The sequence below is a fragment of the Commensalibacter communis genome (genome assembly GCF_947179105.1).
Lineage (GTDB): Bacteria > Pseudomonadota > Alphaproteobacteria > Acetobacterales > Acetobacteraceae > Commensalibacter > Commensalibacter communis.
Map to the genome: position 1 here is coordinate 38266 of NZ_CAMXCK010000007.1, position 23703 is coordinate 61968.

At 38.1% G+C, this 23703-nt stretch carries 23 protein-coding genes; 8 read left to right on the forward strand and 15 right to left on the reverse strand.

Going from position 1 to position 23703, the window contains the following annotated elements:
- The first annotated feature begins 57 nt into the window (after positions 1–57).
- From PQG52_RS10065 to PQG52_RS10075, 3 genes are all read left to right on the forward strand, one after another.
- Positions 58–939 (forward strand): hypothetical protein, encoded by an 882-nt coding sequence (locus tag PQG52_RS10065; RefSeq protein ID WP_271829332.1) that lies wholly within the window; start codon positions 58–60, stop codon positions 937–939.
- A 123-nt stretch (positions 940–1062) separates the two neighbouring features.
- On the forward strand, positions 1063–1785 hold the full coding sequence (locus PQG52_RS10070) for a tetratricopeptide repeat protein (RefSeq protein WP_271829334.1): 723 nt from the start codon (positions 1063–1065) through the stop codon (positions 1783–1785).
- A gap of 184 nt (positions 1786–1969) precedes the next feature.
- On the forward strand, positions 1970–2551 hold the full coding sequence (locus PQG52_RS10075) for a tetratricopeptide repeat protein (protein WP_271829335.1): 582 nt from the start codon (positions 1970–1972) through the stop codon (positions 2549–2551).
- 66 nt (positions 2552–2617) lie between these two features.
- Here the strand turns inward: PQG52_RS10075 and PQG52_RS10080 are convergent, their stop codons facing one another.
- The 6 genes from PQG52_RS10080 to PQG52_RS10105 form a co-directional block, all read right to left on the reverse strand.
- Complete coding sequence (locus PQG52_RS10080) at positions 2618–4654, reverse strand: NAD(+) synthase (RefSeq protein WP_271829337.1); 2037 nt, start codon at positions 4652–4654, stop codon at positions 2618–2620.
- A gap of 57 nt (positions 4655–4711) precedes the next feature.
- A complete protein-coding gene (locus PQG52_RS10085) occupies positions 4712–5233 on the reverse strand; it encodes a disulfide bond formation protein B (RefSeq protein WP_271829338.1) in 522 nt (173 codons plus the stop codon).
- Positions 5234–5395: 162 nt separating this feature from the next.
- Positions 5396–5929 carry a DUF2155 domain-containing protein gene (locus PQG52_RS10090; RefSeq protein WP_271829339.1) on the reverse strand — a complete coding sequence of 178 codons (534 nt, stop codon included), beginning with the start codon at positions 5927–5929 and terminating at the stop codon, positions 5396–5398.
- Positions 5926–6132, reverse strand: a complete 207-nt coding sequence (locus tag PQG52_RS10095; RefSeq protein WP_271829341.1) for a hypothetical protein — start codon at positions 6130–6132, stop codon at positions 5926–5928. Before PQG52_RS10095 ends, PQG52_RS10090 begins: the two co-directional genes overlap by 4 nt.
- Positions 6133–6143: 11 nt before the next feature.
- Positions 6144–6668 (reverse strand): outer membrane lipid asymmetry maintenance protein MlaD, encoded by a 525-nt coding sequence (gene mlaD, locus PQG52_RS10100; protein ID WP_271829342.1) that lies wholly within the window; start codon positions 6666–6668, stop codon positions 6144–6146.
- 16 nt (positions 6669–6684) lie between these two features.
- Positions 6685–7053 (reverse strand): NADH-ubiquinone oxidoreductase subunit NDUFA12 family protein, encoded by a 369-nt coding sequence (locus PQG52_RS10105; RefSeq protein WP_271829343.1) that lies wholly within the window; start codon positions 7051–7053, stop codon positions 6685–6687.
- A 404-nt stretch (positions 7054–7457) separates the two neighbouring features.
- Between PQG52_RS10105 and PQG52_RS10110 the strand changes: the two genes are divergently transcribed.
- Together PQG52_RS10110 and PQG52_RS10115 are read left to right on the forward strand one after the other, a co-directional pair.
- Positions 7458–9005, forward strand: a complete 1548-nt coding sequence (locus tag PQG52_RS10110; protein WP_271829344.1) for a TSCPD domain-containing protein — start codon at positions 7458–7460, stop codon at positions 9003–9005.
- An 11-nt stretch (positions 9006–9016) separates the two neighbouring features.
- On the forward strand, positions 9017–9478 hold the full coding sequence (locus PQG52_RS10115; protein ID WP_271829345.1) for a RidA family protein: 462 nt from the start codon (positions 9017–9019) through the stop codon (positions 9476–9478).
- 76 nt (positions 9479–9554) lie between these two features.
- Here PQG52_RS10115 and PQG52_RS10120 read toward each other — a convergent pair whose 3' ends face one another.
- The 8 genes from PQG52_RS10120 to gap all read right to left on the reverse strand — a co-directional run bounded on the left by PQG52_RS10120 (position 9555) and on the right by gap (position 18556).
- Positions 9555–10871: an APC family permease gene (locus PQG52_RS10120; RefSeq protein ID WP_271829347.1), complete on the reverse strand. Its 1317-nt coding sequence runs from the start codon at positions 10869–10871 to the stop codon at positions 9555–9557.
- Between the two features lie 49 nt (positions 10872–10920).
- Positions 10921–11742: a carbon-nitrogen hydrolase family protein gene (locus PQG52_RS10125; RefSeq protein WP_271829348.1), complete on the reverse strand. Its 822-nt coding sequence runs from the start codon at positions 11740–11742 to the stop codon at positions 10921–10923.
- A 147-nt stretch (positions 11743–11889) separates the two neighbouring features.
- A complete protein-coding gene (locus PQG52_RS10130) occupies positions 11890–12354 on the reverse strand; it encodes a hypothetical protein (protein WP_271829349.1) in 465 nt (154 codons plus the stop codon).
- Positions 12351–12797 (reverse strand): MarR family winged helix-turn-helix transcriptional regulator, encoded by a 447-nt coding sequence (locus PQG52_RS10135; protein ID WP_271829351.1) that lies wholly within the window; start codon positions 12795–12797, stop codon positions 12351–12353. Before PQG52_RS10135 ends, PQG52_RS10130 begins: the two co-directional genes overlap by 4 nt.
- Before the next feature lie 63 nt (positions 12798–12860).
- Positions 12861–13205 carry a GIY-YIG nuclease family protein gene (locus PQG52_RS10140; protein WP_271829352.1) on the reverse strand — a complete coding sequence of 115 codons (345 nt, stop codon included), beginning with the start codon at positions 13203–13205 and terminating at the stop codon, positions 12861–12863.
- Positions 13206–13821: 616 nt separating this feature from the next.
- Entirely contained in the window at positions 13822–16134 is a 2313-nt protein-coding gene (locus tag PQG52_RS10145; protein WP_271829353.1) for a nitric-oxide reductase large subunit, read from the reverse strand.
- A gap of 170 nt (positions 16135–16304) precedes the next feature.
- Positions 16305–17534, reverse strand: a complete 1230-nt coding sequence (locus PQG52_RS10150) for a phosphoglycerate kinase (RefSeq protein WP_271829354.1) — start codon at positions 17532–17534, stop codon at positions 16305–16307.
- 2 nt (positions 17535–17536) lie between these two features.
- A complete protein-coding gene (gap, locus tag PQG52_RS10155; protein WP_271829355.1) occupies positions 17537–18556 on the reverse strand; it encodes a type I glyceraldehyde-3-phosphate dehydrogenase in 1020 nt (339 codons plus the stop codon).
- Positions 18557–19046: 490 nt separating this feature from the next.
- Here gap and PQG52_RS10160 point away from each other — a divergent pair, with 490 nt between their 5' ends.
- Together PQG52_RS10160 and hemA are read left to right on the forward strand one after the other, a co-directional pair.
- Complete coding sequence (locus PQG52_RS10160) at positions 19047–19496, forward strand: hypothetical protein (protein WP_271829357.1); 450 nt, start codon at positions 19047–19049, stop codon at positions 19494–19496.
- 104 nt (positions 19497–19600) lie between these two features.
- Positions 19601–20818: a 5-aminolevulinate synthase gene (gene hemA / locus PQG52_RS10165; RefSeq protein ID WP_271829359.1), complete on the forward strand. Its 1218-nt coding sequence runs from the start codon at positions 19601–19603 to the stop codon at positions 20816–20818.
- 63 nt (positions 20819–20881) lie between these two features.
- Here hemA and PQG52_RS10170 read toward each other — a convergent pair whose 3' ends face one another.
- On the reverse strand, positions 20882–21673 hold the full coding sequence (locus PQG52_RS10170) for a DsbA family protein (RefSeq protein WP_271790320.1): 792 nt from the start codon (positions 21671–21673) through the stop codon (positions 20882–20884).
- Positions 21674–21846: 173 nt separating this feature from the next.
- Here PQG52_RS10170 and PQG52_RS10175 point away from each other — a divergent pair, with 173 nt between their 5' ends.
- Positions 21847–23373, forward strand: a complete 1527-nt coding sequence (locus tag PQG52_RS10175; protein ID WP_271829360.1) for a gamma-glutamyltransferase — start codon at positions 21847–21849, stop codon at positions 23371–23373.
- The last annotated feature ends 330 nt before the right edge of the window (positions 23374–23703 follow it).

Here is a 23703-nt window from a genome sequence, read left to right on the forward strand (position 1 = left end):
CGGCCTATATTCTTGTAATATAGGCTTTTTTTATCAACTAAAGAAAGATTACCTCTGTTGAAAAAAATTCTTTTCATTGCACTCATATTGTTCCCTTTTTCCGTTTTAGCACATGCACCGCAATTTGCTAATTATCTTGTTACAGAAATTTATTCTGGGATAAATCATTCCGCTATACCAAATCAATATTACGATAATAGCTTTTCTGAACGCCAAGCTGCTTTGGAAAACGAAAAAGTAAATTATGCAGGACATTATATTATTTATACAAAACAATGTGGAAAAGATTGTATTACAACTTATATTACTGATGTCAAAACAGGGCAAGATATCGCCAGTCTAGGCAACGCTTATAAAAGAGATAAACAATATCCTCAATTCTCAATTGAACACAAGTCTGACAGTAATCTTTTAATTATCTCCAACCCTAATCCCTATCCTGCTCCACCGCCACCTTACTCTAAAAATAAAGAGAAAATCCAGAGCGTTACATTAGCTTATTGGATGATAAATCAAAGCAAATTGTTAAGACTCAATTATTATGACTTTCACCAAATAGAACAAAACAAAGCCGATTTTGATCAATACTGCAAAGAGTTAAATAAAGATAAACCCTTTAGAGGGACTTCGGATTTTTTATGCATTTATCCCAACAAAACCATCAAAGATATACATGAAAAACTGAAAAAACATTCATCAATTAGACATTTTCTGAAATATCCTCTCCCAAAAATCGGGAAAACACGATCATATGTATTTAAAAATGATGGGGATGACCTAGGAATATCTTACGAATGGTTTTCTCACAACAATTTAAAAATCATTATTAATCAATTGAGTGTTGGCAAAACAATTTATAATATTACTCAAAACAACAATACAGTAACCGTTCAAATCCATACAGAGCAGAAGCATAACAAAATAAATTTCTATAAATGATGTTAAATTTATCGTAACGAAAAAATTAAAACAGATAATCATCAACCAGTTAATAAAAATACGAGACTAAAATGTAATTTTTATATATATTAGCAGGTAATAAACATTATAGGGAGATTTTCGATGAATCTAAAATATGCTTTACTTGCTGCTGTTGGTTTTAGTTGTTTAACTAGTGGTGCTTTTGCTATTACCCCTGCACCTCAACCACAACCTCAAGCGATTACACCTCAAACACAACCGCTTACCCCTCAACAACTTGAAGTGGTGAAACAAAATGCAATCGCTGGAAAAGATTTAGCCAATCAACCTAATATGACCCCAGCATTATTAGAAACCATGAAACAAAGAGCTAATCAAGGTGACGTTCAAGCTCAAAGCATTTTAGGGCAAGTCTATCAACATGGAAAATATGGGGTAAAAAAGAACCTATTCACAGCCAGAGATTGGTATGAAAAAGCTATCAAACAAGGCAATGTCCCATCGATGATTAACCTTGGTGATATGTATCAAAAAGGTATGGGCGTTCCAAAAAGCTATACAAAAGCCAGAGAACTCTTTGAACAAGCTGCTGCTAAAGGCGATGCCGTTGCCCAATATAACCTTGGTGTTATGTACCAAAACGGCAGAGGCGTCAAAAAAGACGGCCAAAAAGCCATTGAATGGTATCAAAAAGCATCTATGCAAGGATATGGCGACGCATTTAACAATACAGGCGTTATCTGTGAACACGGAATTGACGTTTCTAAAAGCAAAGAAAAAGCTGAAGAAAACTACAAAAAAGCTTGTGAATTTAAAAGCAAGCAAGGTTGCATAAACTATAAAAGACTACATGATAAAAAATAAGTAAGTCATACATTAATTGACGTTTTATAATACTGCAAAGTCACCTTGGCTTTGCAGTATTTTTTTGCCTAATTCTAGAAAACTATAAAAAATAAAAATTTTTGTAATAAGTGTTTAGATGCATTAATTTCATATAATAAAATTGATTCAATAAAGGAAATTACAAATAAAGTTAAAATATACCTTGTTTATTGCTGTTGGATTAACTTGTTTTACAAGCCACGCTTTTGCTGAACAAGAGTTGTCGCTAGAAAAACTTGAATTAATAAAACAAGATGCAAACAAAGGAGTCGCAGAAGCACAGGAACTTCTTGCTGAACTATATGAAAATGGTGATAATGGTATTGAGAAAGATCCTTTTGCAGCTAAAGAATGGTATGAGAAAGCTGCTCAACAAGGAAACACAGATGCTATGATTGGCCTCAGCAACATGTATCAAAAAGGAAATGGGGTTCCACAAGACTATGCTAAATCAAAAGAAATTCTTGAAAAAGCAGCAGAGCAAAATGTAGCTGCTGCTCAATATAACTTGGGAATATTATACTCAAAAGGTCTGGGCGTTCCAAGAAACTATACAAAAGCCATAGAATGGTATCAAAAAGCTGCTACTCAAGAATATGGAGCAGCATATAATAATATAGGTGTAATGTACTACGCTGGAGCCGGCGTTCCAGTAAATATGACAAAAGCCAAAGAATACTATAAACAAGCCTGCTTACATAAAAACATAAAAGGTTGTAAAAATTATAAAAAGTTAAATAATTAATAATTATTTATTCTTAGTCTTTATACTGTAAAGCAATGTGGTCTTTACAGTATAATCGCAAACTCCTCAGCCCTCTGGCACATTCTCTAACAACTCATTCACCCAAATCGTGGCGTTCCCGTCAGAGGGTGCGCGCCAATCTCCACGTGGAGATAACCCTCCTCCAGCAGAGACTTTGGGTGAATTCGGCATAGCAGAACGCTTAAACTGACTGAATGCAAAGAAGCGTTTAACAAAAACCTCTAACCAGTGGCGGATTTCAGATAATGGGTAGGCTTTCTTTTTCTCTTCTGGAAAACCTTCTAACCATGTACCTTGTTGGATATCTGACCAAATAGAATAAGACAAAAAAGCTACTTTTGAAGGTTTTAATCCATAACGTAATATATAATATAAGTTAAAATCTTGCAGCGCATAAGGGCCAATTTTTTGCTCAGTACTTTGCAGAGTTTTACTATCCTGGGATGGAATTAATTCTGGTGAAATTTCGGTATCTAGAATCCGTTGTAGAATATCCTCTGCCTCATCAGAAAAACGCTTAGATTGAATGACCCAACGAATTAAATGTTGTATCAATGTCTTAGGTAACCCACCATTCACGTTGTAATGCGACATTTGATCGCCCACACCATAAGTACACCATCCTAATGCTAATTCAGATAAATCGCCCGTGCCAATTACAATGCCATGATGATGATTGGCCAATCTGAATAAATAATCTGTTCTTAACCCAGCCTGCACATTTTCAAAGGTTACGTCATAAACGGCTTGACCTTCTGCATAAGGATGCTTCATATCCTTTAACATTTGTTCAGCTGCGGGGCGAATATCCAAACATTCCCATTGAATACCCAAGGTCTCCATCAAAGCTTCAGCATTCTGCTTAGTTTCAGAGCTTGTCCCAAATCCTGGCATGGTATAGCCTAAAATAGCATCCCTACCCATTTGAAGCTCGTCAGCAACTTGAACTGCCACTAATAGAGCCTGTGTGGAATCGAGCCCACCTGAAATCCCAATGACCAGCTTCTTTGCTCCAATGGCTTGGATCCGTTGCTTTAACGCAGCAACTTGGATCATATAGGCTTCAAAGCAATCTTGTTCTAATCGGTGCGCATCTGAAGGCACAAAAGGAAAGCGTTCCAAAGGTCGCTTTAACCCAAACGTGTCAAATGAAGGTTTCAGTGTAAACTCAATCGTGCGATATCGATAACGCGCAGATTCATTTTGATGGAAACTGCCCATTTGCAACCGTTCTTGACGCAAAATATCCAAATCTATATCTGCAATTAAACAATTTTGCCCTTCTGGGAAACGATCGCTTTGCGCCAGAATCTGACCATTTTCTATGATTGATAATTGTCCATCCCATGCAACATCCGTTGATGATTCCCCTTGCCCTGCTGCTGCATATAAATAGGCACAAATCCCTCGGGATGATTGAGCTTGGCATAACAATGTGCGTTTTTCCGCTTTGCCAATGGTAATATTACTTGCAGATAGATTCGCAATTACCGTAGCCCCTGCAATGCAAGCATGGCTGCTGGGAGGAATCGGCACCCATAAATCTTCACAGATTTCAACACCCATTACAAAATCAGGATAATCAATGGCGGTAAAAAGTAAATCTACCCCAAAAGGCACTCTCTGCCCCAATAATAATATTTCCTCTTGTGAAATATGCTGTCCACTAATGAACTGACGAGCTTCGTAAAATTCACGATAATTGGGTAAAAAGGATTTAGGAACGATCCCTAAAAGATGCCCTTTATGCATTATTACGGCACAATTATATAGTGCACCTTTGAATATAATCGGAGCACCAATGACTAAAACCGAAGTTAACTCTTTTGTCTCATCACAAATTTTTCCAATAGCTTTGACGGTTGTTTCGAGCAAAATCTGTTGTAATCTGAGATCTTCTATAGAATAACCTGTCAAAGAAAGCTCAGGGAAAACACATAACCCAGCCCCTTCTTGGCTCGCCTTTACCGCGAGCTCGATGATATGTTGAGCGTTCGCAAAAGGATCAGCGAGTTTCACAGAAAAATTACATGTCGCTCCTCTTAAGAAATTATGTTCATAAAGAGAATAAAAATTTTTCAAAAGAAGCGCTCCTTGAAGGCGTTATAAATTAAACTTTATATAACTTAAACCAAATAATTAACGAAATTTTCCAGAACAATTTTTTTCAATTTGATTACTAATCAGCACCCATATTAATAGAACAAGTGAATATAGCCCATTCATCATTGTCAAAGAAATAGGCAACCAGTCAAATAAATAAGATGGTAGATCACAAGGTTTATGAGGACGATCGGGCATTTCCATAAAGCGTGTTGATAAATCTTGAGTATTGCTTGCAACCGCATAACATTCTGGTAACGGGCTGGCCCACCATCCTTCTTCCACACCAATATGAACAAAGGATAACCCAAGACTAGCTACTAGAATCAAGACAATGATCGCTTTTGCCCACGGAACCAATGCTCCACGAGCCATTAACAACAATATTCCTGCAGCAATTAAAATACGATAGAGCCAACGCTCCAGCAAGCATAAACCACAAGGAGCCATATTCCATATACTTTGTGCCAACCAAGCAAATCCCAAGGCAAACAGACCTGCAAGAATTATCGAGATTCCTACAAGATTATTAATATGTTGTCGCTGTTGATAAGACACAAAAAAAACTTTCAGAATATAATTAATCGCAAACCGTTACATTTTACTATAAAACTAAGCAATCCAACAATTAGTAAATTAATATGAATCATATTATTTATAACAAATAAACCGTTATACACAAAAGCTTAATGCTTTATTTATTATATATTCTGTATAATCTTAATGCTGAGATTGAATAGAACGTTCCAAAGATTGCTCTATATCATTTGGCGCATTTTGCCCCGTTTGCCCTGTTGTCGAAGTTGATGATGGTTTTACGACGAGTGGTTTACTATCTATCTCACCAGCACATCCAGCAATACTGACATTATAAAGAGGATGCTCAAATACAGATACCCCAGGTTCTGCCACAAAAATCCACGCATTAAACGGATTCATAGGCAATTTGCTATCTTTGATAGTTACAAAAGCCGCACTATCTGGTGATAGATTCTCAGGTCTGACAACACACTTGCTAATGGAAATGGTTAATGTTTTATATTCTGCAGTTCCACCGACAGGAATAGTCAATGTCGTAACGCTAGATTCCAATTTATTCAACACACGAATTTTTGCTTTGGGTTGGCTATACCAAATATTTTCTGACACAGATTGTTTAGCATTATCAGATGAATTATCAGAAGGAGCAGCATTCGCACTCATCCCACCAACTGAAAATAAACACATCAATAAAACAATAGAACTATTTTTCACACCATTGGACTCCGCAACTGATCCACTATTTGTTTTAATATATTCCGCATCGCCTGTTCATCGACCCCCATAATCATTGCATCATCAAAAGAGTCTCGCATCATTTGCCGTAGTTCTGCATAATTTTCATTTAAAATTTTAATTTTTTCTTTGCAGGCAACAGGCTCTTGATTCGATTGAACCCATATAGGATACTCGATCATTTGATAACTCCTTACTCTAATTTCGAAGAAGGAGCCGTCTCTCCTGTCGGTTTATTATCTGATTTGGTTTTATTATCGGTGACAGAGAAAATAAATTTACTCAGCAATTCTTGCAGACTAATAGAGCCTTGAGTATGGCTTAAAAATTGTTCAGGTTTCAAAACCGCATCATCGCCACCAGGTGAGAGATCAATATATTTCCCACCCAATAAACTGTCACTGGTAATCACTGCTGCGGTATCGACAGGTAACCGAACATCAGGACGCACTGTAAAGGTAACCGTCGCTTTGAAGTCTTTAGGATTTACTTTTTCATGGGTCACTTGACCAATCGTAACCCCCGCCAGCTTAACATCTGATCCAACGCTTAGTCCGTCGATATGTTCAAACGAAGCCTTTAAAGGGTATCCACTGTCTTTACTCTGCCCATGTCCAATAATGGCAAAAACAACACTGGTCAGGAATGCTGCAATAACAACAAACCCTGTAATGAGTTCAAAAACTTGTCGTGTGTTTTTTGAAGAAGTAACAACCATTATGACTAAACTTTACCTATTCTTCTGGAGACCAGCTTTCGTAATCGCCAGTTGCTCTTGCCCGTTTCCCGCCATCATAATCGCTACCTTGTGGATGATATGCTTTGGCAGTACCTGTGGCATTAGCATGATATGGTGCTTGCCATGGATGGCGTTTTGAAACAGGAACTGCCGCATCCGCACCATGATGCAACCATACCCACCATTCAGGAGGAACCGCAGAGGGATCCTCGCCTTTTTTATAAATAACCCAACGCTCATGACGGAGCTCCCCACCGCCAAGGCGGTTTTGTTTACGAGATTCATAATACGAACGCCCGTCCGCGTCCTTGCCAACCAAGCGTCCTTTAAACATCGTGTGAAGGCGTGTTCCAAATGTTGTCATGATCCTAGTTCAGTATATACATCTATTAATAACGATTACTTCAAATTCTTGTATAGAATTCTCTTAGGTAAAAATATACCCTTTTCATCAAAAAAGAGCAAAAAACTTTTTTAATTAAATTTTTTAGTCAGTAGTTATTCAGTAGTTATATAGTACAGCTTACTTATTATAAGGATAATTGATTATAGTCTTATCCTATATATTAAACTCTCGTTGATAAGACCCAAAGTGCATCAATAGCACCGTTGTCCTAATATTATTGGTAGAATAAATTTTATCCACAATATCCACTATATCCATAGGGCTGTATAAATATTTACGCCATTATCCTGCTTATATTTCATATAAAAAGTGATTAGACTTTATCTATTATGAAAGCACAACATCTTTGGAATGGCGTTAGGATGCGCAATCTGCAAACTGCGATTGACCCCGATGCACCTTTATATTCTGTCACAATCCCAGAAGATTGGGAAAGCAACGCAGCAACGGCGATCCTTCAACTATGCCCCGAGCATCTGTTAGATGTATCCCCTATCAAAGCTGAGATTTTAACGGCAAATTGGTTATTGCCTCTTTGTGAGCAAACCGATCAATTCACCATGCATGATTGGGAAAAGATCCTTTTACAAAGACAGGCTTGTCCGAATGCCAGCATTTGGAAACATGATACCAGCCAAAAATTAGGGATTACGATTAATCTGGCGGCTTTTGCCTCTGCTGAGACTGGGTTTGACGCCCAATCCTATCGGCATGTATTGCAAATAGCAGTTGAAACGCTGCGCGTTTTATATAGACAACAAGCCAATTTCATGAATGGCGAACTACCCTTTTTAGAATTAACAGAGTCTGTGCATCCTAAAAATGACGATCACCAATTAGAGCTGACCCCTCAACCGAGCGCTGGTATTCTTTACCTTTCTAATTTAGATGCGTGTTTGGCCCAACTTGGTTTTGACTATGACAGTAATGACGGCAGAGATATCGCCTGTTGCTTAACCTGTTTTGCTACTTTATTAGCCAATGCTGGTTGTGGTGCTGACTTCTTACCTTTATCCCCTGATTGGAATGCGTTACCCGAGCTTGCTTCAACCGCCAAAGATATCTGGGCATTGGCTTCTGATGAGCCACAATCTCGCTTGGAACGAATTGATACCAGCTTTTCTTTACCTGGCAACCCAAGTGACCTTTTGCTGGGATCAGAAGCATGTGGATTGGCACCAATTTTTTCCCCTTTAAGAGAAGATGGTTTCTTAAATTTCAGTACATTGGCCAGATTGGCCCATAAAGGATTAACCTTAGAATCTGCTTTGGCAGCCTCTCTTGCTGGGGAGCAAATTCTAACGCCACCTTCTATGCAAGCCCATTATGCCATGCACCAAGCATTGGCAGGCTTTGTAACCCATATGCCTGCAAGACCGCATCAAATTACCTATCCTTTGTCAGCAAAAGCAATGCTGACCCGTGGAACGAAAGTGCCTCTTCCTCCACGTCGTAAAGGAATTACCCAAAAGGCAAGTATTGCTGGCCGTGGACTATTCCTACGCACTGGGGAATATGAAGACGGAACCCTTGGCGAGGTCTCTATTGCTGCGACAAAAGAAAGCGCAATGGTCAAAGGGTTATTAGAGAGCGTCAGCCAAGCTGTCAGTATTGGTTTGCAATATGGTGCTCCTTTGAAAGAATATGTGACGCAATTTGCCTATAGTCGATTTGGAATTGCTGGCACTGTAGAAGGCGACCCAAATGCTTTATATGCAACCTCATTCCTTGATTATAGTTTCAGAGTGCTGTCAGACGTTTATTTAAATGAACCCCTTGCCGATGCGCCCAATAATTTACATGTTGGTGAGGATATGGTTCCTATGTTACCTTTGGAATTACCAGAGGATGATGAAACTCCTCCTTCTTCACCGCATCCTCGTAATCGCAAATTCAAATTGGTTAGTTAAAGGAAAGCAGTATGCCAACCATACAAGAACGCCTGAAAGCATTAAAAATTATTCTGCCAACTCCTGCTGCACCCGTAGCAAATTACGTACCAACCGTGCAAACTGGAAATAATTTGATCATTTCTGGTCAACTTCCTTTGGTCGATGGCAAATTATTCGCAACAGGCTTATTAGGCAAAGATGTCGATGTCGATGCTGGTGCCAAAGCAGCCCATTTTTGTATGATCAATATCCTTGCACAAGCTCAAGCTGCGTTAGTTGACTTGGAAAAAATCAAGAGACTGGTTCGCCTTGGTGGCTTTGTTGCCAGCGTTCCAGAATTTACTCAACAGGCGGTTGTTATGAATGGTGCCTCTGACCTTGCTGTTGAAGTCCTTGGCGATGCTGGGCGTCATGCACGCTCTGCTTTTGGAGTGGCTTGTTTACCCATGAATGCGTGTGTCGAAGTCGAAGCATGGTTTGAATTAAAATAGTTTAAACTCTATTTTGACAATTTAAAAAGCCCTTTTACCATCACGATAAAGGGCTTTTTTATTGGTAACAATCATATTAATCAAATTGCATTTCTGGTGGATCTTTTTTAAACATATCCGTTAAAAATGCTAGATAAATAATACCAAGACATAACCAGATTATACCCAACGTAAATGCGAGTTTATCCAGACTAATAAATAACCAAAAAGTTGTTCCTAACCCTATTACCGGAAAAATGAGATAAGAGAGAAATTGTAATCCAGAACGTTGTTTTTCTCTGACCCAAAAATGATTAATAACTGATAAATTGACAAATATAAACGCTAAAAACGCCCCAAAATTAATAAAAGATGCAGCGGTTAACACATCTATTTGGGTACCAATCAACGCAATCACGCCACATAAAAGAATATTATTAGCAGGTGTTGAAAAACGATTATTTAATTTCCCAAAGAAATTCTTTGGAATGACGTTATCCTTCCCCATCGCATATAATAAACGTGACGCACTTGTTTGTGCAGAAACACCAGACGCAAATTGCCCAACCACTAAACCGATCAGAAAGAATGAAACAAACACATCCCCACCAATTTTTTTAGCAATTTCCATCGCTGCGGAATCAATATGTTGAAACGCAAACGAAGGATGAGCCAATTGCACAAAATAAGAGGTGACAATGAAAAGAACACTGCCTGCCAACGTCACCAAAATAATCGCTCTGGGGATTGTTTTTTGTGGGTCTTTTGTTTCATCAGCAAGTGTCGTAACCGCATCAAACCCAAGGAATGAATAACAAGCAACTGCCCCACCGGCCAAGATATAGGATAAATGTGCATGTTCATTCCAAAATGGTTTTAACGAAAATAAGGGCGTTGTGCCATCCGTTGTTATATAGTGAATGCTCAAAGCAACAAATGCCGCAATTATTAAAATTTGAATAATCATTAAGAGACTATTCACACTTTTCGCAAATTCTAATCCAATAACATTAATCACCGTTGTCACAACGATAAAAGCAATCAACCAAATGCTCAAAGAAATACTTGGAAACGCGTCATGCAAAAAAGAAGCCCCAATCAGCCAGATCACCATCGGGATAAAGAAATAATCTAGTAAAATAACCCAACCCGCTAAAAACCCTAGTTTATTACTGATTGATTTACGAACATAGGTATATGAAGACCCTGCAACGGGATAGGCTTTGGCCATATGGCTGTAACTTAATGCGGTGAAAAACATCGCAACAGCAGCGGCCAAATAAGCCATTGGAACATTGCCTTTGGTTTCATTGGCCAGCTCTCCAAATGTTCCCAAAACAATAATGGGAGCCATGTAAGCCACACCAAATAAGACCACCGCTGCTAATGAAAGAGTTCGTGTTAAATGAGGCACAAGTTCTTTTCCTAAAAAATATATCGTTTAAAAAGAAGTCCAAGAATAATTAGGAAATAATCCAGTCTGAATGCTTGGCATGATGTTGTTTTTTGTGACCCGTTATTTGCATTCTGCGTTCTTTTAAATAATTAAATTCAGTTTCAAATTGAGTCATATGTTTAGGGTCTATCGTCATTCTGATGTGACATTCCTCACGACCAGCCTCGCACAGCAAATGCCCCATGGGATTGACCATGCAACTACCACCGTGAAAAACTAAATCATCATTTCCATGACCTACACGATTAGTCATCACCGCAAACATATGATTCTCTTGCGCTCTGGCCATAATCGCTGTGCGGTGGGTTAACCCATAGGGATCCATATTCCCATTGGTAACGATCAATAATTCTGTTCCTAGCTCTCCTAATGCACGGGCAGATTCAGGGTATTCAATATCAAAGCAAATCAAGAATCCAATTTTAATGCCTCGCCATTCAATGCAACTATACCGATCCCCGGCATCAAAAATACCATGATCCGTTAGCCATAAATGCGTTTTACGATAATAAGCAAGCAGACCATCCTCTGGGGTAATAAACACGGTAGTATTATAAAATTTACCCTCGTGTTCCTCTGCCATGCCAATCGCAGTGGCGACATTCTTTTCTTTGCAAAGTGTTTGTAATGTTTGAACATGAGAACCGTTCAAAGATTGTGATATTGCTTTTAAATTCTCGTTGGTTGGAAAACCACTTAAATAAGTTTCAGGAAACACCAATAAATCGGTTGAAGCTGCACAATTCATTATGGCATGACATGCTTTGCCTAAATTATACTCAGGATCTCCGTCCTTACATTTCAATTGGACTAATTCAATTTCTATCATCTTAATCTTACTATTTTACTATAATTACAAAATATATAATTTTATAATAACAAACTATCTTTCTATAATAAGAATAAAATATAATATTTCAAAAGTAATATTAATGTGTAGCGTATGCAACATACTATATGATGGAAAAAATCAGAACTATTTTGAGGTTTTGACTTGTTTATTTTTAACTAATTGTAGCCCTGCCTTTACGTTCAATATCAACAAGGCAATATTAATGCCACCTACTATCAATTCAATTATTTGTATAAATACAAAAACAAGATCAAATTGTTCATGAATTGCAAGATACCGCAAATAAAAAGCACAAGGAATTAAAATCACCAAGCCATTAAATGCAATAAAAGGCATTCGTTTTTTCTTCTTTTGAAGAATAGGTGTTTGCAACTTCCCCGCCAATTTAAATCCTGTTCCCCCCACGATCATCAGTGCAGGAATAAGCAAAATGAAGCCGTAAGGAATGCAAGATTTAACATTTTTTATATAGTCAACATTACCCATTAACTCTGTTATCACCGTTGAAAACCAAAAGATCATCAACATCGTTAAAGCAATGATTCCAGCAGTCCTATGTGAGAAGGATAACAGAGATTTCTTGGTCATTTCATCGCCTCACTTTTGGTTATCATCTGCGTTAACACATTGACGGTACTATCAATATCATGAGGGTTTAGATCTTGAAAAATGGTTGTAGCCATTTTATTCCATTCTATATTAATGGCGTCAAAAGTTTCCTCACCTAAGCTTGTCAGTTGAAACAAAAAGGATTTTTTGTGCGCTGGATTATGAAGCTGTCGGATGTATTCCAGCTTTAACAACTCATCAATCGTTCGTTGCACCGCTTGGCGGGTTAACCCCATCAGTCGAGCAATATGTGGCACGGTTAATGCGGTATTTTCCAGCCGTATTGCGCCCAACACTTTCCATTTTGAGGTCGTCAATCCATGCTCAGATGCCAACTGATCGCCGATCAAGCTGATATCGTGATAGGCTCTGAAAAGTCCAATAATAATTTTATTTTGTTGAGATATAGTTTGCATTGTCATAATGACAACAATTTAACAATATGACAATATATTGTCAATATATTGTCATATTGTTAAATTCAATTAATTTGAGTTTAAACCATAAACTCGACTTCCTAATTTTTCTTTATACAAATTTTCATATCTACATACTTCTTCACTACTCATCCCTTTTGGTAATATGAGTAAAATAGAAAAAGTAAAATTTAAATGCTGATTTTCATTTTGTTCATAAATAGTCTTTAACTGCTTGTTACCACCATGTTTTGTATAAACATAATCCGTCCATCGTTTCCACAAACCACCTTTATTACCATAAGCAGAGCCAATATATTGTTTGCCATTAGAATTATCACAAATTAAATACACAGCACTAATACTCGATAAAGCATAAAACCAATCTTTATTTGCGTCTTGGTTTTGAACCAACCGTTCTAACTGAGCAAAAGATAAAATAATATTATCGTAACCTGGAAAATTACCAATATAGCCAGGAGGATAAACCTCTATCAGTTGTTTTTTATTATGTTCATTAAGATATTGATGCCACCTTAACGTAGCTTTTCCCCATTCAACAACAACTCTGAATTTTAAATCTTGAAAGATTTTAACTTCTTCAAGTTCATAGAAAAAACTATTGCTCGGCGTTAGCGTGACTTGCCCGACTTTGAAAACGCTCCAAAATAAAGCTTTAGTCCCTTCTAAACCTACAAAAGAAATAATATAATATATATTCTTAAAAACCGCATTTGGTTGATCCTCTTGATATGCAAAAAGTGATTTCTCATCAATATAGTTCTGAGTTATCTTTCTATACTGCTACCGTGAATCTTTATGTCTAACATATTTAATTTTATAATTATGTTTAAAAAAATCTGGATCATAAGCTGATATTAAATAACAAATATCAAGCATTATAAATTACTCCATTGAATTACTTTGAACTTTATATATATACATATCAATAATCAACATTATACATACCATTAAAAAACCCTAGAACTAATCATCTAGGGTTTTTCATACATAATTTAAAAAAAACGAATTAACGATTTCTTATAAAGAAGGGTTTTAATTTAACAAGAAAATCAAATACCATTATCAATGCACCACACGCAAAGAGAATATCACCAAACATTCTCATCCATTGCCAAAGAGTTTTAGTGTCATAGAATGAAAGGCTTCTTGCGAAATTCAAACCATGTTCGTAAACAGCATTTAATTGCGGCCAGCCCACTGGGAAAAATGTTAACCAAGTCCATAAAACAAGGGCAATATTAAATAAAAATAATGCAATATATCCCCATCTCTCTATAAACGGATATTTATTTCCAGCGGCATAACGTAGACAGAAATAAATCATGCCCAAGCCTAATAATCCAAAAGCACCAAACATTGCAGTATGTGCGTGATTAAGCGTCAAAGACGTTCCGTGTTCATAATAATTAGCAAGAGGAGCATTAAGAACCCCGCCCCCAAAAATACCAGCGCCAACAAAATTCCATACTGCTGCGGCAATAATAAACATATAAGCAAGCTTATATTGAAATTCATTATGTTGATTAATAATACGATATTGATCGACAGATTCGATGACTAGCAATACTAAAGGCAACACTTCGATAAAAGAGAACATACTTCCCATTGGGATCCAAATAGAAGGTTCACCCGCCCAATACATATGATGCCCCGTTCCAATAACACCACCAAGAAAGATTAAAATTAACTCAAAATAAACCGTTCTTTCAGCCAATTGACGGGAAACCAAACCAATACCCATCAACAAGTAAGCAGTCACGCAAGCAGCAAAGAATTCAAAAGATTCTTCAACCCATAAATGCACAACCCACCAACGCCAAAAATCATCCATCGTATAGGATTTTCCAACTTCAAACATCGGAATCATGCCACAGACATATAACAAAGCAATATTGACTGTTGAAATCCAAAATAAATGTTCAAGGCGAATTTTACCGACAAAAAATGACCTCCGCGCCTCCTGCCAAATATGTTTATTTGGCCAAAATGCACGAAAAACAAGATAGCTCCATAATAAAAGCGCGCCAAAGAAAGCATATTGCCAATCCCGACCAAGTTCTAAATAAGAATTCCCTTGGTTTCCTAACCAGAACCATAATTTAGGCATATATCCCATAAGGCTGAAATAATTACCAACAACGATACCAGCAATTACGACGACGGAAGCATAAAATAGAATATCGACCAATACCCCTTGAAATTTTGCTTCTTTACCACTGACAATTGGACCAAGAAACAATCCCGCTCCTATCCACGAAAAAGCAATCCAAACAATGGGTGTTTGCAAGTGAATACTGCGCAAAAAATTAAAGGGCAAATATTCTCCGATCGGAAAGCCATAAAAGTCAGCACGCTCTGAATAATAATGAGCCATTAATCCGCCCATTAAAATTTGTATTAAGAAAATACAACCTACAAATATAAAATATTTTCCAACTTTTCTTTGACTAGGAGTTAAACCATTAAAGCCTGCAATGACTTGATCCATGGCTCCCTTATCTTCACCAGATAACCAAAGTTTGTTAATCAAGATAACAAACCCAAATCCTGCAAAAGCAAAGCAAATACCAACCCACGTCCATATAAAAGTTTCAGAAGTTGGTACATTTCCAACAATCGGCTCATAAGGCCAATTTTGTGTCCAAGAAATATTACTGTTAGGACGATGTCCAACAGAGGTTAATGCTGTGTAAATAATAAAATCAGACGTATTCTTTGCACCAACTGCATCCAAAGATCTGGCGCGGGAATATCCTGCCTTTGGATCATCTTTGAGTAATTGTTGAGACAATTGCTCTCTTACATCGGCAATTGCTTTGGCAAAAGGGGGTGCAATTTTTACATCTTGCTGAGTCAAATCAACGCCATGCAACATAGATTGCATTTGTTTTTGAATACGAAACTGTTGATCCTCTGGCAGCTTTTCATAAGAATTATTAAATTGTTCTTGCGCTAGATAATTCTGAGTGGCATTAGCAAGCTCAACCAAAGCTAATGCGGTATAATCAGGACCAAACATTGAGCCCATACCATATAAACTACCATAATCAATCAAATCTGCTCTTTGAAATCCTTGTTTCCCAAGATATATATCATCTTGGGTGATTATAGTATGATTGTCTATAGAGCTGATCTTTTGAGGAATAGGCGGAGCATGATCGTAAGTATAACCAGTGGCCCACCCCATTAAAATAAAACAGCATAAAGCCGTAAATAATAATATCCATTTCAAGACTCGGTTAACGGGATTATTATTTAACCGTTCGAGATCTTCTGATGTCAGATGGCTAATGACACCATTTTTTGCATAGTGTTTCATTTGTTTTCTTTAATTAAAATAAATTAAACATGTATTAAAAATACACTTTTTAATTATCATAATTTTTATAAAAACAAAGCCCTTTCTTTAAAAAGAAATCAATTATTTATGTAGTATTGTAATTTAATCAATAAAAAAGGATTGAATAATTTCAACCCTTTTTAAATATTCTATAAAGGAAAGCTTTCTCTTGCTAATGTTGTCAAAGCAACAATACCAGGAAGAGCCTTGCCCTCAAGCCACTCTAAGAATGCTCCACCAGCGGTGGAAACATAAGACATATCATGGATCACGCCTGCATGTTTCAATGCAGAAACTGTATCCCCACCACCAGCAACACTTTCCAGCTTGCCAGCTTTGGTTAATTTCGCAGCTTCTTGAGCCACAGCGTTGGTTGCTTTGTCAAATGGTGTAAATTCAAATGCACCCAACGGACCATTCCAAACCAATGTTTTTAGTTCAGTAAGTGCTTTATTCAATAACTCAACCGTTTTAGGACCAACATCTAAAATCATTTGGTCATCAGGCACTGCGTTCACATCGACGGTATGAGTCGCTGGGTCATTTTTCAATTCAGCTGCAACAACAACATCCACAGGAAGAAGGATTTTACATCCTTTTTCTTCCGCTTTTGCCATTATATCACGTGCTGTATCGTGCATTTCTGCTTCTTGCAATGATTTACCAACCTTAACGCCCTGAGCCGCAAGGAAAGTATTTGCCATTGCCCCACCGATGACCAACACGTCAACTTTAGCAATCATATTGGATAAAAGGTCAAGTTTCGTAGAAATCTTAGAACCACCCACAATCGCACCGACTGGGCGTTTTGGATTTTCCAATGCACGGCTAAGCGCATTGAGTTCATTTTCCATCAAACGACCCGCAAAAGAAGGAAGATATCTTGTAACGCCCTCTGTTGAAGCATGTGCACGATGAGCCGCAGAGAACGCATCATCGACATAATAATCTGCTAATGAGGCCAAATCTTGAGATAAAGTTGGGTCGTTCTTTTCTTCACCCGCATGAAAGCGAGTATTTTCAAGTAAAAGAATATCGCCATCTTTCATTGCATCCACAGCTTTTTCAGCATCTGGGCCAATGCAATTATCAGCAAAAGCAACCGGCAACTTCAAAATAGAAGCCAATACTTCACCAACCGGGCGCAAAGACATTTCTGGAACCACTTTCCCTTTAGGACGGGCAAAGTGACTACATACAATAACCTTAGCACCTCTTTTTACAAGCTCTTGGATCGTAGGTGCGAGCCGCTCTAATCTTGTCGTATCAGAAATTTTGCCATCATGGACGGGGACGTTCAAATCGCCGCGCAATAAGACTTTTTTACCTTTACAATCGGCAAGATCATCAAGCGTTTTAAATGCTTTTTGATCAACCATGATTATTTGCTTCCTAACAATACTGCTGTATCTGACATACGGGTTGAGAATCCCCATTCATTATCATACCAACCAGCAACACGGATCATTTTACCACCTTCGATAAACCCTGTTTGAGTTGCATCAAATGTTGAAGAAACGAATGTATGGTTGAAATCAGAGCTTACCAATGGCTCGTCATTATACGCAAGAATACCTTTTAATTCACCTTCAGCAGCATTTTTGAAATATGCATTTAATTCTTCGATTGATCCAGGAATTTTGCTTGGAACGAATTCTAATGCAACATAGGAAACATTAGGGGTTGGAACGCGAATGGCAATCCCGTCTAGTTTTCCTTTTAATTCAGGAATAACCAAAGCTACAGCTTTTGCTGCACCTGTTGTTGTTGGGATAATATTTTGAGCAGCAGCACGTGCACGATGTAAATCTTTGTGCAATGTATCCACTGTACGTTGATCACCTGTATAAGAGTGAATGGTGATCATGCTACCAAATTCGATGCCAACGGTGTCTTGTAATACTTTAGCAATCGGAGCAAGACAGTTGGTCGTACAAGAAGCATTAGAAATCACAGTCATATCGCCTGTAATCACATGTTGGTTCACACCATACACAATTGTTGCATCAACTTCTTTACCTGGTGCAGAAATCAATACTTTACGCGCACCTGCCTTTAAAAGCTCACCCGCTGCAGCTTTGCTTGTAAATAAACCTGTACATTCCATCGCAACGTCCACACCTTGTAGGGGAAGTTTGCTTGGATCTCTTTCTGCAGTGATTTTAATCGGACCAAAAGTTTTACCTGCATGCTTGATGGTCATTGTGTTATTTTCAACCGTAATATCTGCAGGAAGACGACCATGAACGGTATCATATTTTAATAGATGTGCGTTTGCTTCTGCACTGCCGAGATCATTAATTAATACAACCTCTACGTCCGTACGGCCTTTTTCAATAATACTACGTAGTACTAAACGACCAATACGACCAAAACCGTTAATTGCAACTTTAATAGCCATGATTATAAAATCTCCTTAAGATATATAAGTTACTTAGAACTTAAAAACATGTTCCGTAAATTTATCAAGCTTTCAATATCATACTCAAATTTTGAAAATCCGTCACATTTTTTTAATGAACTAAAGGTTAAAAATTGACTTTTTTTATCATTTGAAAATTCTTGATTTTCTAGAAATAAATTAATCTGAGAGCCTTATTGTAAACTTGTCAATAATTTTTTGATTGAAATCGAAAATTATAAAGCAGAGCCATAGTTACACGTTTTTTTTACAAATAGAAGATTGTATTAAATTTTATAATTTCTTATGATGGTAAATCTGTGTGTAATTTATGCTGGTATTGATAAATTATTTTTAATTTCATGTTTATTTTGCAGGTAATCTTCTTTTGAATATGATAAAAGCAAAATTCTAAGTGCATAACTTATCTAAGCTCCTTTTTTAAAAAAAAGAACTCTTCAGTCAAGATCGTTTGTAAATAGTATAAAACATGACCAGATATTCTCAATTCATTCTCAGCACCAGTTGTCTTTTGATGCTAGGTGCTTGTCAACTGATTGACCAAAGAACCTTTAACCCAAGTGCGGGACGCAAACCTATTCCATATGTTCCACCCGCACCCCCTGCGCCACCGCCACCAGCACCGCCGATTGAAATTGTGCAAGGCACGCCTTCTGAACAATGGGCCAAACCTTTAATCAGCTTGGTCAAAGATGCTCTCCAAAGAAAATCAGATGCGATGTTCATCGTTACGATTTTAACCCCAATTTCTCAAAGCCCAGACGCACAACAAGAACAGATGCAAAAAACAATTCAACAAAATGCTGCAGATATTGCAAATGCCATCGTCAAAGCAGGGGCAAGGCCAGAGCAAATCCATATGATTGCAAAAGCAGATGGTTCCGTTCAAAAAAATGTGGTTCAAGTAACGATCCAATAACATACTATTTAATAATAAAGCGCTTTACATCTTAATAATAAAGCGCTTTACATCGTTATGCACTTGGGAAAGAGTCTTTATTATCTTTATAGGAGTAAGCTTCAGTGACAGAGCATGCGAGACCAGCGCATCCTTTTTACGCATATTGTCAGACCGCATTACAAGAAATCGAAGAGCAAGGACGTTATCGCCGATTTACCTCGTTAAGCAGACGATCCTCACAATATCCTGTATACGATCAAGGAAACATCAAACAATCTGAAAAACCAGTAACAGTATGGTCGTCCAATGACTATCTAGGAATGGGTGTTGAACCCGAAGTCATGAATGCAGCCATCTCTGCGATCCAAGAATATGGTGCGGGTTCTGGCGGAACCCGTAATATTGCAGGGACACATCCTTTGCATGTAGCTTTAGAAGCTGAATTAGCCGATTTGCATGGAAAAGAAGCTGGCTTATTATTCGTGTCTGGCTACGTTTCGAACCATGCCAGCCTGCAAACGATCTTGACCAGCATGTCTGGCGACTGGATAACGTTTTCTGATCAGCAAAACCATGCCTCTATGATTGCTGGAATCAAAGGCGCTAAAAACTCGCAATGTATTATTTTTAAACATAATGATTTAACTGATTTAGAAGAAAAACTTGCCTCAGCACCCACATCTGCACCTAAATTGATCGCATTTGAAAGCGTTTACTCAATGGATGGGGATATTGCTGATATTAGTGCAATTTGTGCATTAGCACGCAAATATAATGCACTGACCTACCTTGATGAAGTTCATGCGGTTGGATTATACGGCAACCAAGGTGGTGGTATTTCTGAACGAGATCAAGTCGCAGATCAAGTCGATATAATCGAAGGCACCTTGGCCAAAGGATTTGGCGTTCATGGTGGATATGTGACTGCGAAAAAAGAAATCATTGAATATTTAAGGTTGGCTGCTTCTGGCTTTATTTTTACCACTGCACTGCCCCCATCGATTGTTGCCCCAGCCCTGGCCAGCATCAAGCTGGTTCGCCAACAGCATTGGCGGCGCGAGAAATTATTTGAACGCGTTCATACGTTTCAAAAGAAGCTAAAAGCCGCTGGTATTCCCTTTATACAAACAGAAAGCCATATTGTGCCCGTCATGATTGGGGATGCTGAACGCTGTAAAGAAATCAGCAGACGCTTGTTGGGCGAATATGCTTTGTATGCAACTCCGATTAACTATCCGACCGTTCCAAAAGGAACAGAAAGGTTACGGTTAACGCCTAATCCATTTCATACTGATACCATGATGGATGATATGGTCAACGCATTAAAAGCACTGTTATAAAATAAGAAAGCGACTATACTCTTTCGAGTTAGTCGCTTTTTTTAACTCAACCCTATCAAGTAATTAATTACTTTCCGCAGGTGCAGCAGATTTATCTTTCAAAATCGTTTTCAGCGTATCATAGCTGACTGCACCAGGAATAATCTTAGACGCATTAATCACCAATGCTGGCGTTCCGTCAATGCCCAAGTCACGCAATAATTTAACATTGTCTTCTAATGCTTGCGTTACAGAGGCTGCTTTCATGTCTTGGACTAAGCGATCACCATCAAGCTTTTGTTGTTTAGCAATCGTTTTAATAGTGTCTTCAGTAATTTCTTCTTTTGAATCCATGATTGCTTTCATCATCAAAACATACCCATTTTGACGCGCAGCAGCAGCAATGGCTCTTGATTGAAGTTCACTATCTTTTCCAAGAATAGGAACCACTTTAAAGATAATTTTTACATTTTTGTCATCTTTTGCCAATTGAATCAGCTCAGGAAGCACTTTTTTACAGTAAGGGCAACGTGGATCAAAAAATTCTACGATCGTATTTTTAGCATTTGGATTGCCGATAATTCCGTCGGTTGGTAACACATTGTTCAGAACATTCTTCTTATCAGCAAGTGTTTTCGTTGCAGATTCTGCTTTTTGTTGTATTCTGGCTTTCTGAGCAGAAACGACGGCATCTTCTAATATAGTAGGATCTTTTTTTAACGCATCACGAACAATAGAAACGATTTCTTTGCGTTGCTCTGGACTAAAGCTATTCGCATTTTGCGCATGAGCAGAAAGCGACGTAAAAGCTACACCCGATAATAAAGTGAGGGATAGTGGCAAGTAAAAATAGCGCTTTAACGGCGACAATATCATTAAAAATCTCCTAGAATGGGTCAGTAAATTTATTTTAAGTTATATAACATTATACAGGATTATCATTGTTATGTTATAAAAAAAAACTTATCAATAGAATTGGTATTCTATTTACTATTTACGGTAAATTTTAAACCTGATTTTTATCTGGTTATTCATCGGAGAGCAACCGCGTGTCTAAGCGTCATCATACCTTGTATAGTCATTCTTTTTTTAAAGCTTGCACCTTTTTAAAACAGCCTGTTCATTCTTTTCAAACCAGCAATAATTGGTTTAAAAAAACAGGAACGATTGCCTTATGCTCAATCATGGCTTTGTCTGTCACTGCCTGTGGTGGTGGCACGGGGCATAAGCCTTTAAAAAACAAAGCCATGCAAGATCGAGTCACTGGATATGTCGGCAGCATCGCTGCGGATGAACCCCAAGCAGCAATGGTTGCTCGAGATGTTTTGATCAGAGGTGGAAATGCTGCTGATGCAGCCGCTGCACTAGGGTTTGCACTGACTGTAACCCTTCCTTCCCGTGCGTCTTTAGGCGGTGGTGGTGCATGTGTTGCATATCGTCCAGAACAACCTGCTCAATCTTTCCTTTTCCTTCCTCAACCAGGGGCGATCAAAGGAAATGCCGACCGACCCGCTGCAATCCCAATGATGGCACGTGGATTATATTTACTGCAAGCCAGCAATGGTAAAGCTGATATTAACGATATTTTACAAGTAACCAGTAATTTAGCTGCCAATGGCGTTACTGTGTCCGATATTTTTGCAAGTGATTTAGCTTCTGTTCAAGGGCCTTTATTCCAAGACCCAGCCATGCAAAAATTGTTTACTCGCAGAGACGGTGCAACTTTACAAGCGGGTGACATGCTATATCAACCTCGTTTAAAAATTATTTATGATCGCTTAACTACTGCTGGAATTTCTGATTTATATATTGGTTCTTTGGCACATAGTTATATTCTCGGGGCACAAAATGCTGGTGGTGGCTTGAGTGGCGCTGATTTCCGAAATGCGTTACCTGCCACAGCTCCTGCTTTATCCCTTGCGCTTCCCAACAAAGAAACGCTTTATCTAGTCGCCCCACCTGCTGACGGTGGTCTGGGTATGGGCATGGCATGGAAAGTGCAAAGCAACGCTTTGACCACTTCTCAAGGAACGGTTGCCTCTTGGCGTGCCAATAATCCAGTCTCTTTCAGTAAGAAAGATATCTTAGCACAAGAAGAAAAAGCACAAGCGTTACTGAATGAAGGTCAGGCCGGGGACGGAACGTTGCCATCACTTCCTGCATCTACCTCCTTTACCGTGGTGGACAGAAATGGCGAAGCAGTTTCTTGTGCCTTAACTATGAATAACTTGTTTGGAACAGGTCGTATTGCAGGAACAACAGGCATTGTCATAGCTGCTTCTCCGAATGCTGCCCCTCAACCATTATTAACTGCTGGCATTGCCACTTATAAAAATCGCTTCCTTGCTGCAATCAGTGCATCTGGGCAAAATGATGCCGCTGCCGCTGGAGCAGAAGCCTTAAATAACTTACTCAGTTCAGGCAAAAATACAGAAAACTCTGCGATCGCACATCCAAATACACCACAAGGACGCGTGAATGCCGTGTATTGTCAAGATGGATTACCTGGAAATACCAACAAATGCCGTGCTTATACGGATCCTCACGGTGCAGGATTGGCGTTAAGTAAACGATAAATAGTTTATAATTTTATGCTCTTTATAAATGTCACTTTCTGCAAAAATGAAAGTGGCATTTTTTATAGTTATAATGTTTAAGTATTCTAGTCTGACCTGATTTTCTAAACTTATTGAAGGGTTATATTTTTAAAACTTTAGCAAATTCTGCATCGTTAAATTATTGCATCCAGCATATTGATACCTATATATAATCAGATATTAAACGACTATTATTATTACACTTTGGTTTATTATTAATGGGGCATATAAATCCCTTTGTTTTTTATTTTTGCAAAATATCAAAAAGAAATCTTCTCTATTTCTTAAATAGTGAATTAAGACTATACT

Bases quoted from the DNA above. Each gene is read 5' to 3' on its own strand.
- PQG52_RS10095 (WP_271829341.1), bottom strand. From the start codon at position 6,132: ATGATCGAGTATCCTATATGGGTTCAATCGAATCAAGAGCCTGTTGCC.
- PQG52_RS10160 (WP_271829357.1), top strand. From the start codon at position 19,047: ATGACCAGATATTCTCAATTCATTCTCAGCACCAGTTGTCTTTTGATG.
- mlaD (WP_271829342.1), bottom strand. From the start codon at position 6,668: ATGGTTGTTACTTCTTCAAAAAACACACGACAAGTTTTTGAACTCATT.
- gap (WP_271829355.1), bottom strand. From the start codon at position 18,556: ATGGCTATTAAAGTTGCAATTAACGGTTTTGGTCGTATTGGTCGTTTA.
- PQG52_RS10105 (WP_271829343.1), bottom strand. From the start codon at position 7,053: ATGACAACATTTGGAACACGCCTTCACACGATGTTTAAAGGACGCTTG.
- PQG52_RS10070 (WP_271829334.1), top strand. From the start codon at position 1,063: ATGAATCTAAAATATGCTTTACTTGCTGCTGTTGGTTTTAGTTGTTTA.
- PQG52_RS10145 (WP_271829353.1), bottom strand. From the start codon at position 16,134: ATGAAACACTATGCAAAAAATGGTGTCATTAGCCATCTGACATCAGAA.
- PQG52_RS10115 (WP_271829345.1), top strand. From the start codon at position 9,017: ATGCCAACCATACAAGAACGCCTGAAAGCATTAAAAATTATTCTGCCA.
- PQG52_RS10150 (WP_271829354.1), bottom strand. From the start codon at position 17,534: ATGGTTGATCAAAAAGCATTTAAAACGCTTGATGATCTTGCCGATTGT.
- PQG52_RS10125 (WP_271829348.1), bottom strand. From the start codon at position 11,742: ATGATAGAAATTGAATTAGTCCAATTGAAATGTAAGGACGGAGATCCT.
- PQG52_RS10135 (WP_271829351.1), bottom strand. From the start codon at position 12,797: ATGACAATGCAAACTATATCTCAACAAAATAAAATTATTATTGGACTT.
- PQG52_RS10110 (WP_271829344.1), top strand. From the start codon at position 7,458: ATGCGCAATCTGCAAACTGCGATTGACCCCGATGCACCTTTATATTCT.
- PQG52_RS10170 (WP_271790320.1), bottom strand. From the start codon at position 21,673: ATGATATTGTCGCCGTTAAAGCGCTATTTTTACTTGCCACTATCCCTC.
- PQG52_RS10130 (WP_271829349.1), bottom strand. From the start codon at position 12,354: ATGACCAAGAAATCTCTGTTATCCTTCTCACATAGGACTGCTGGAATC.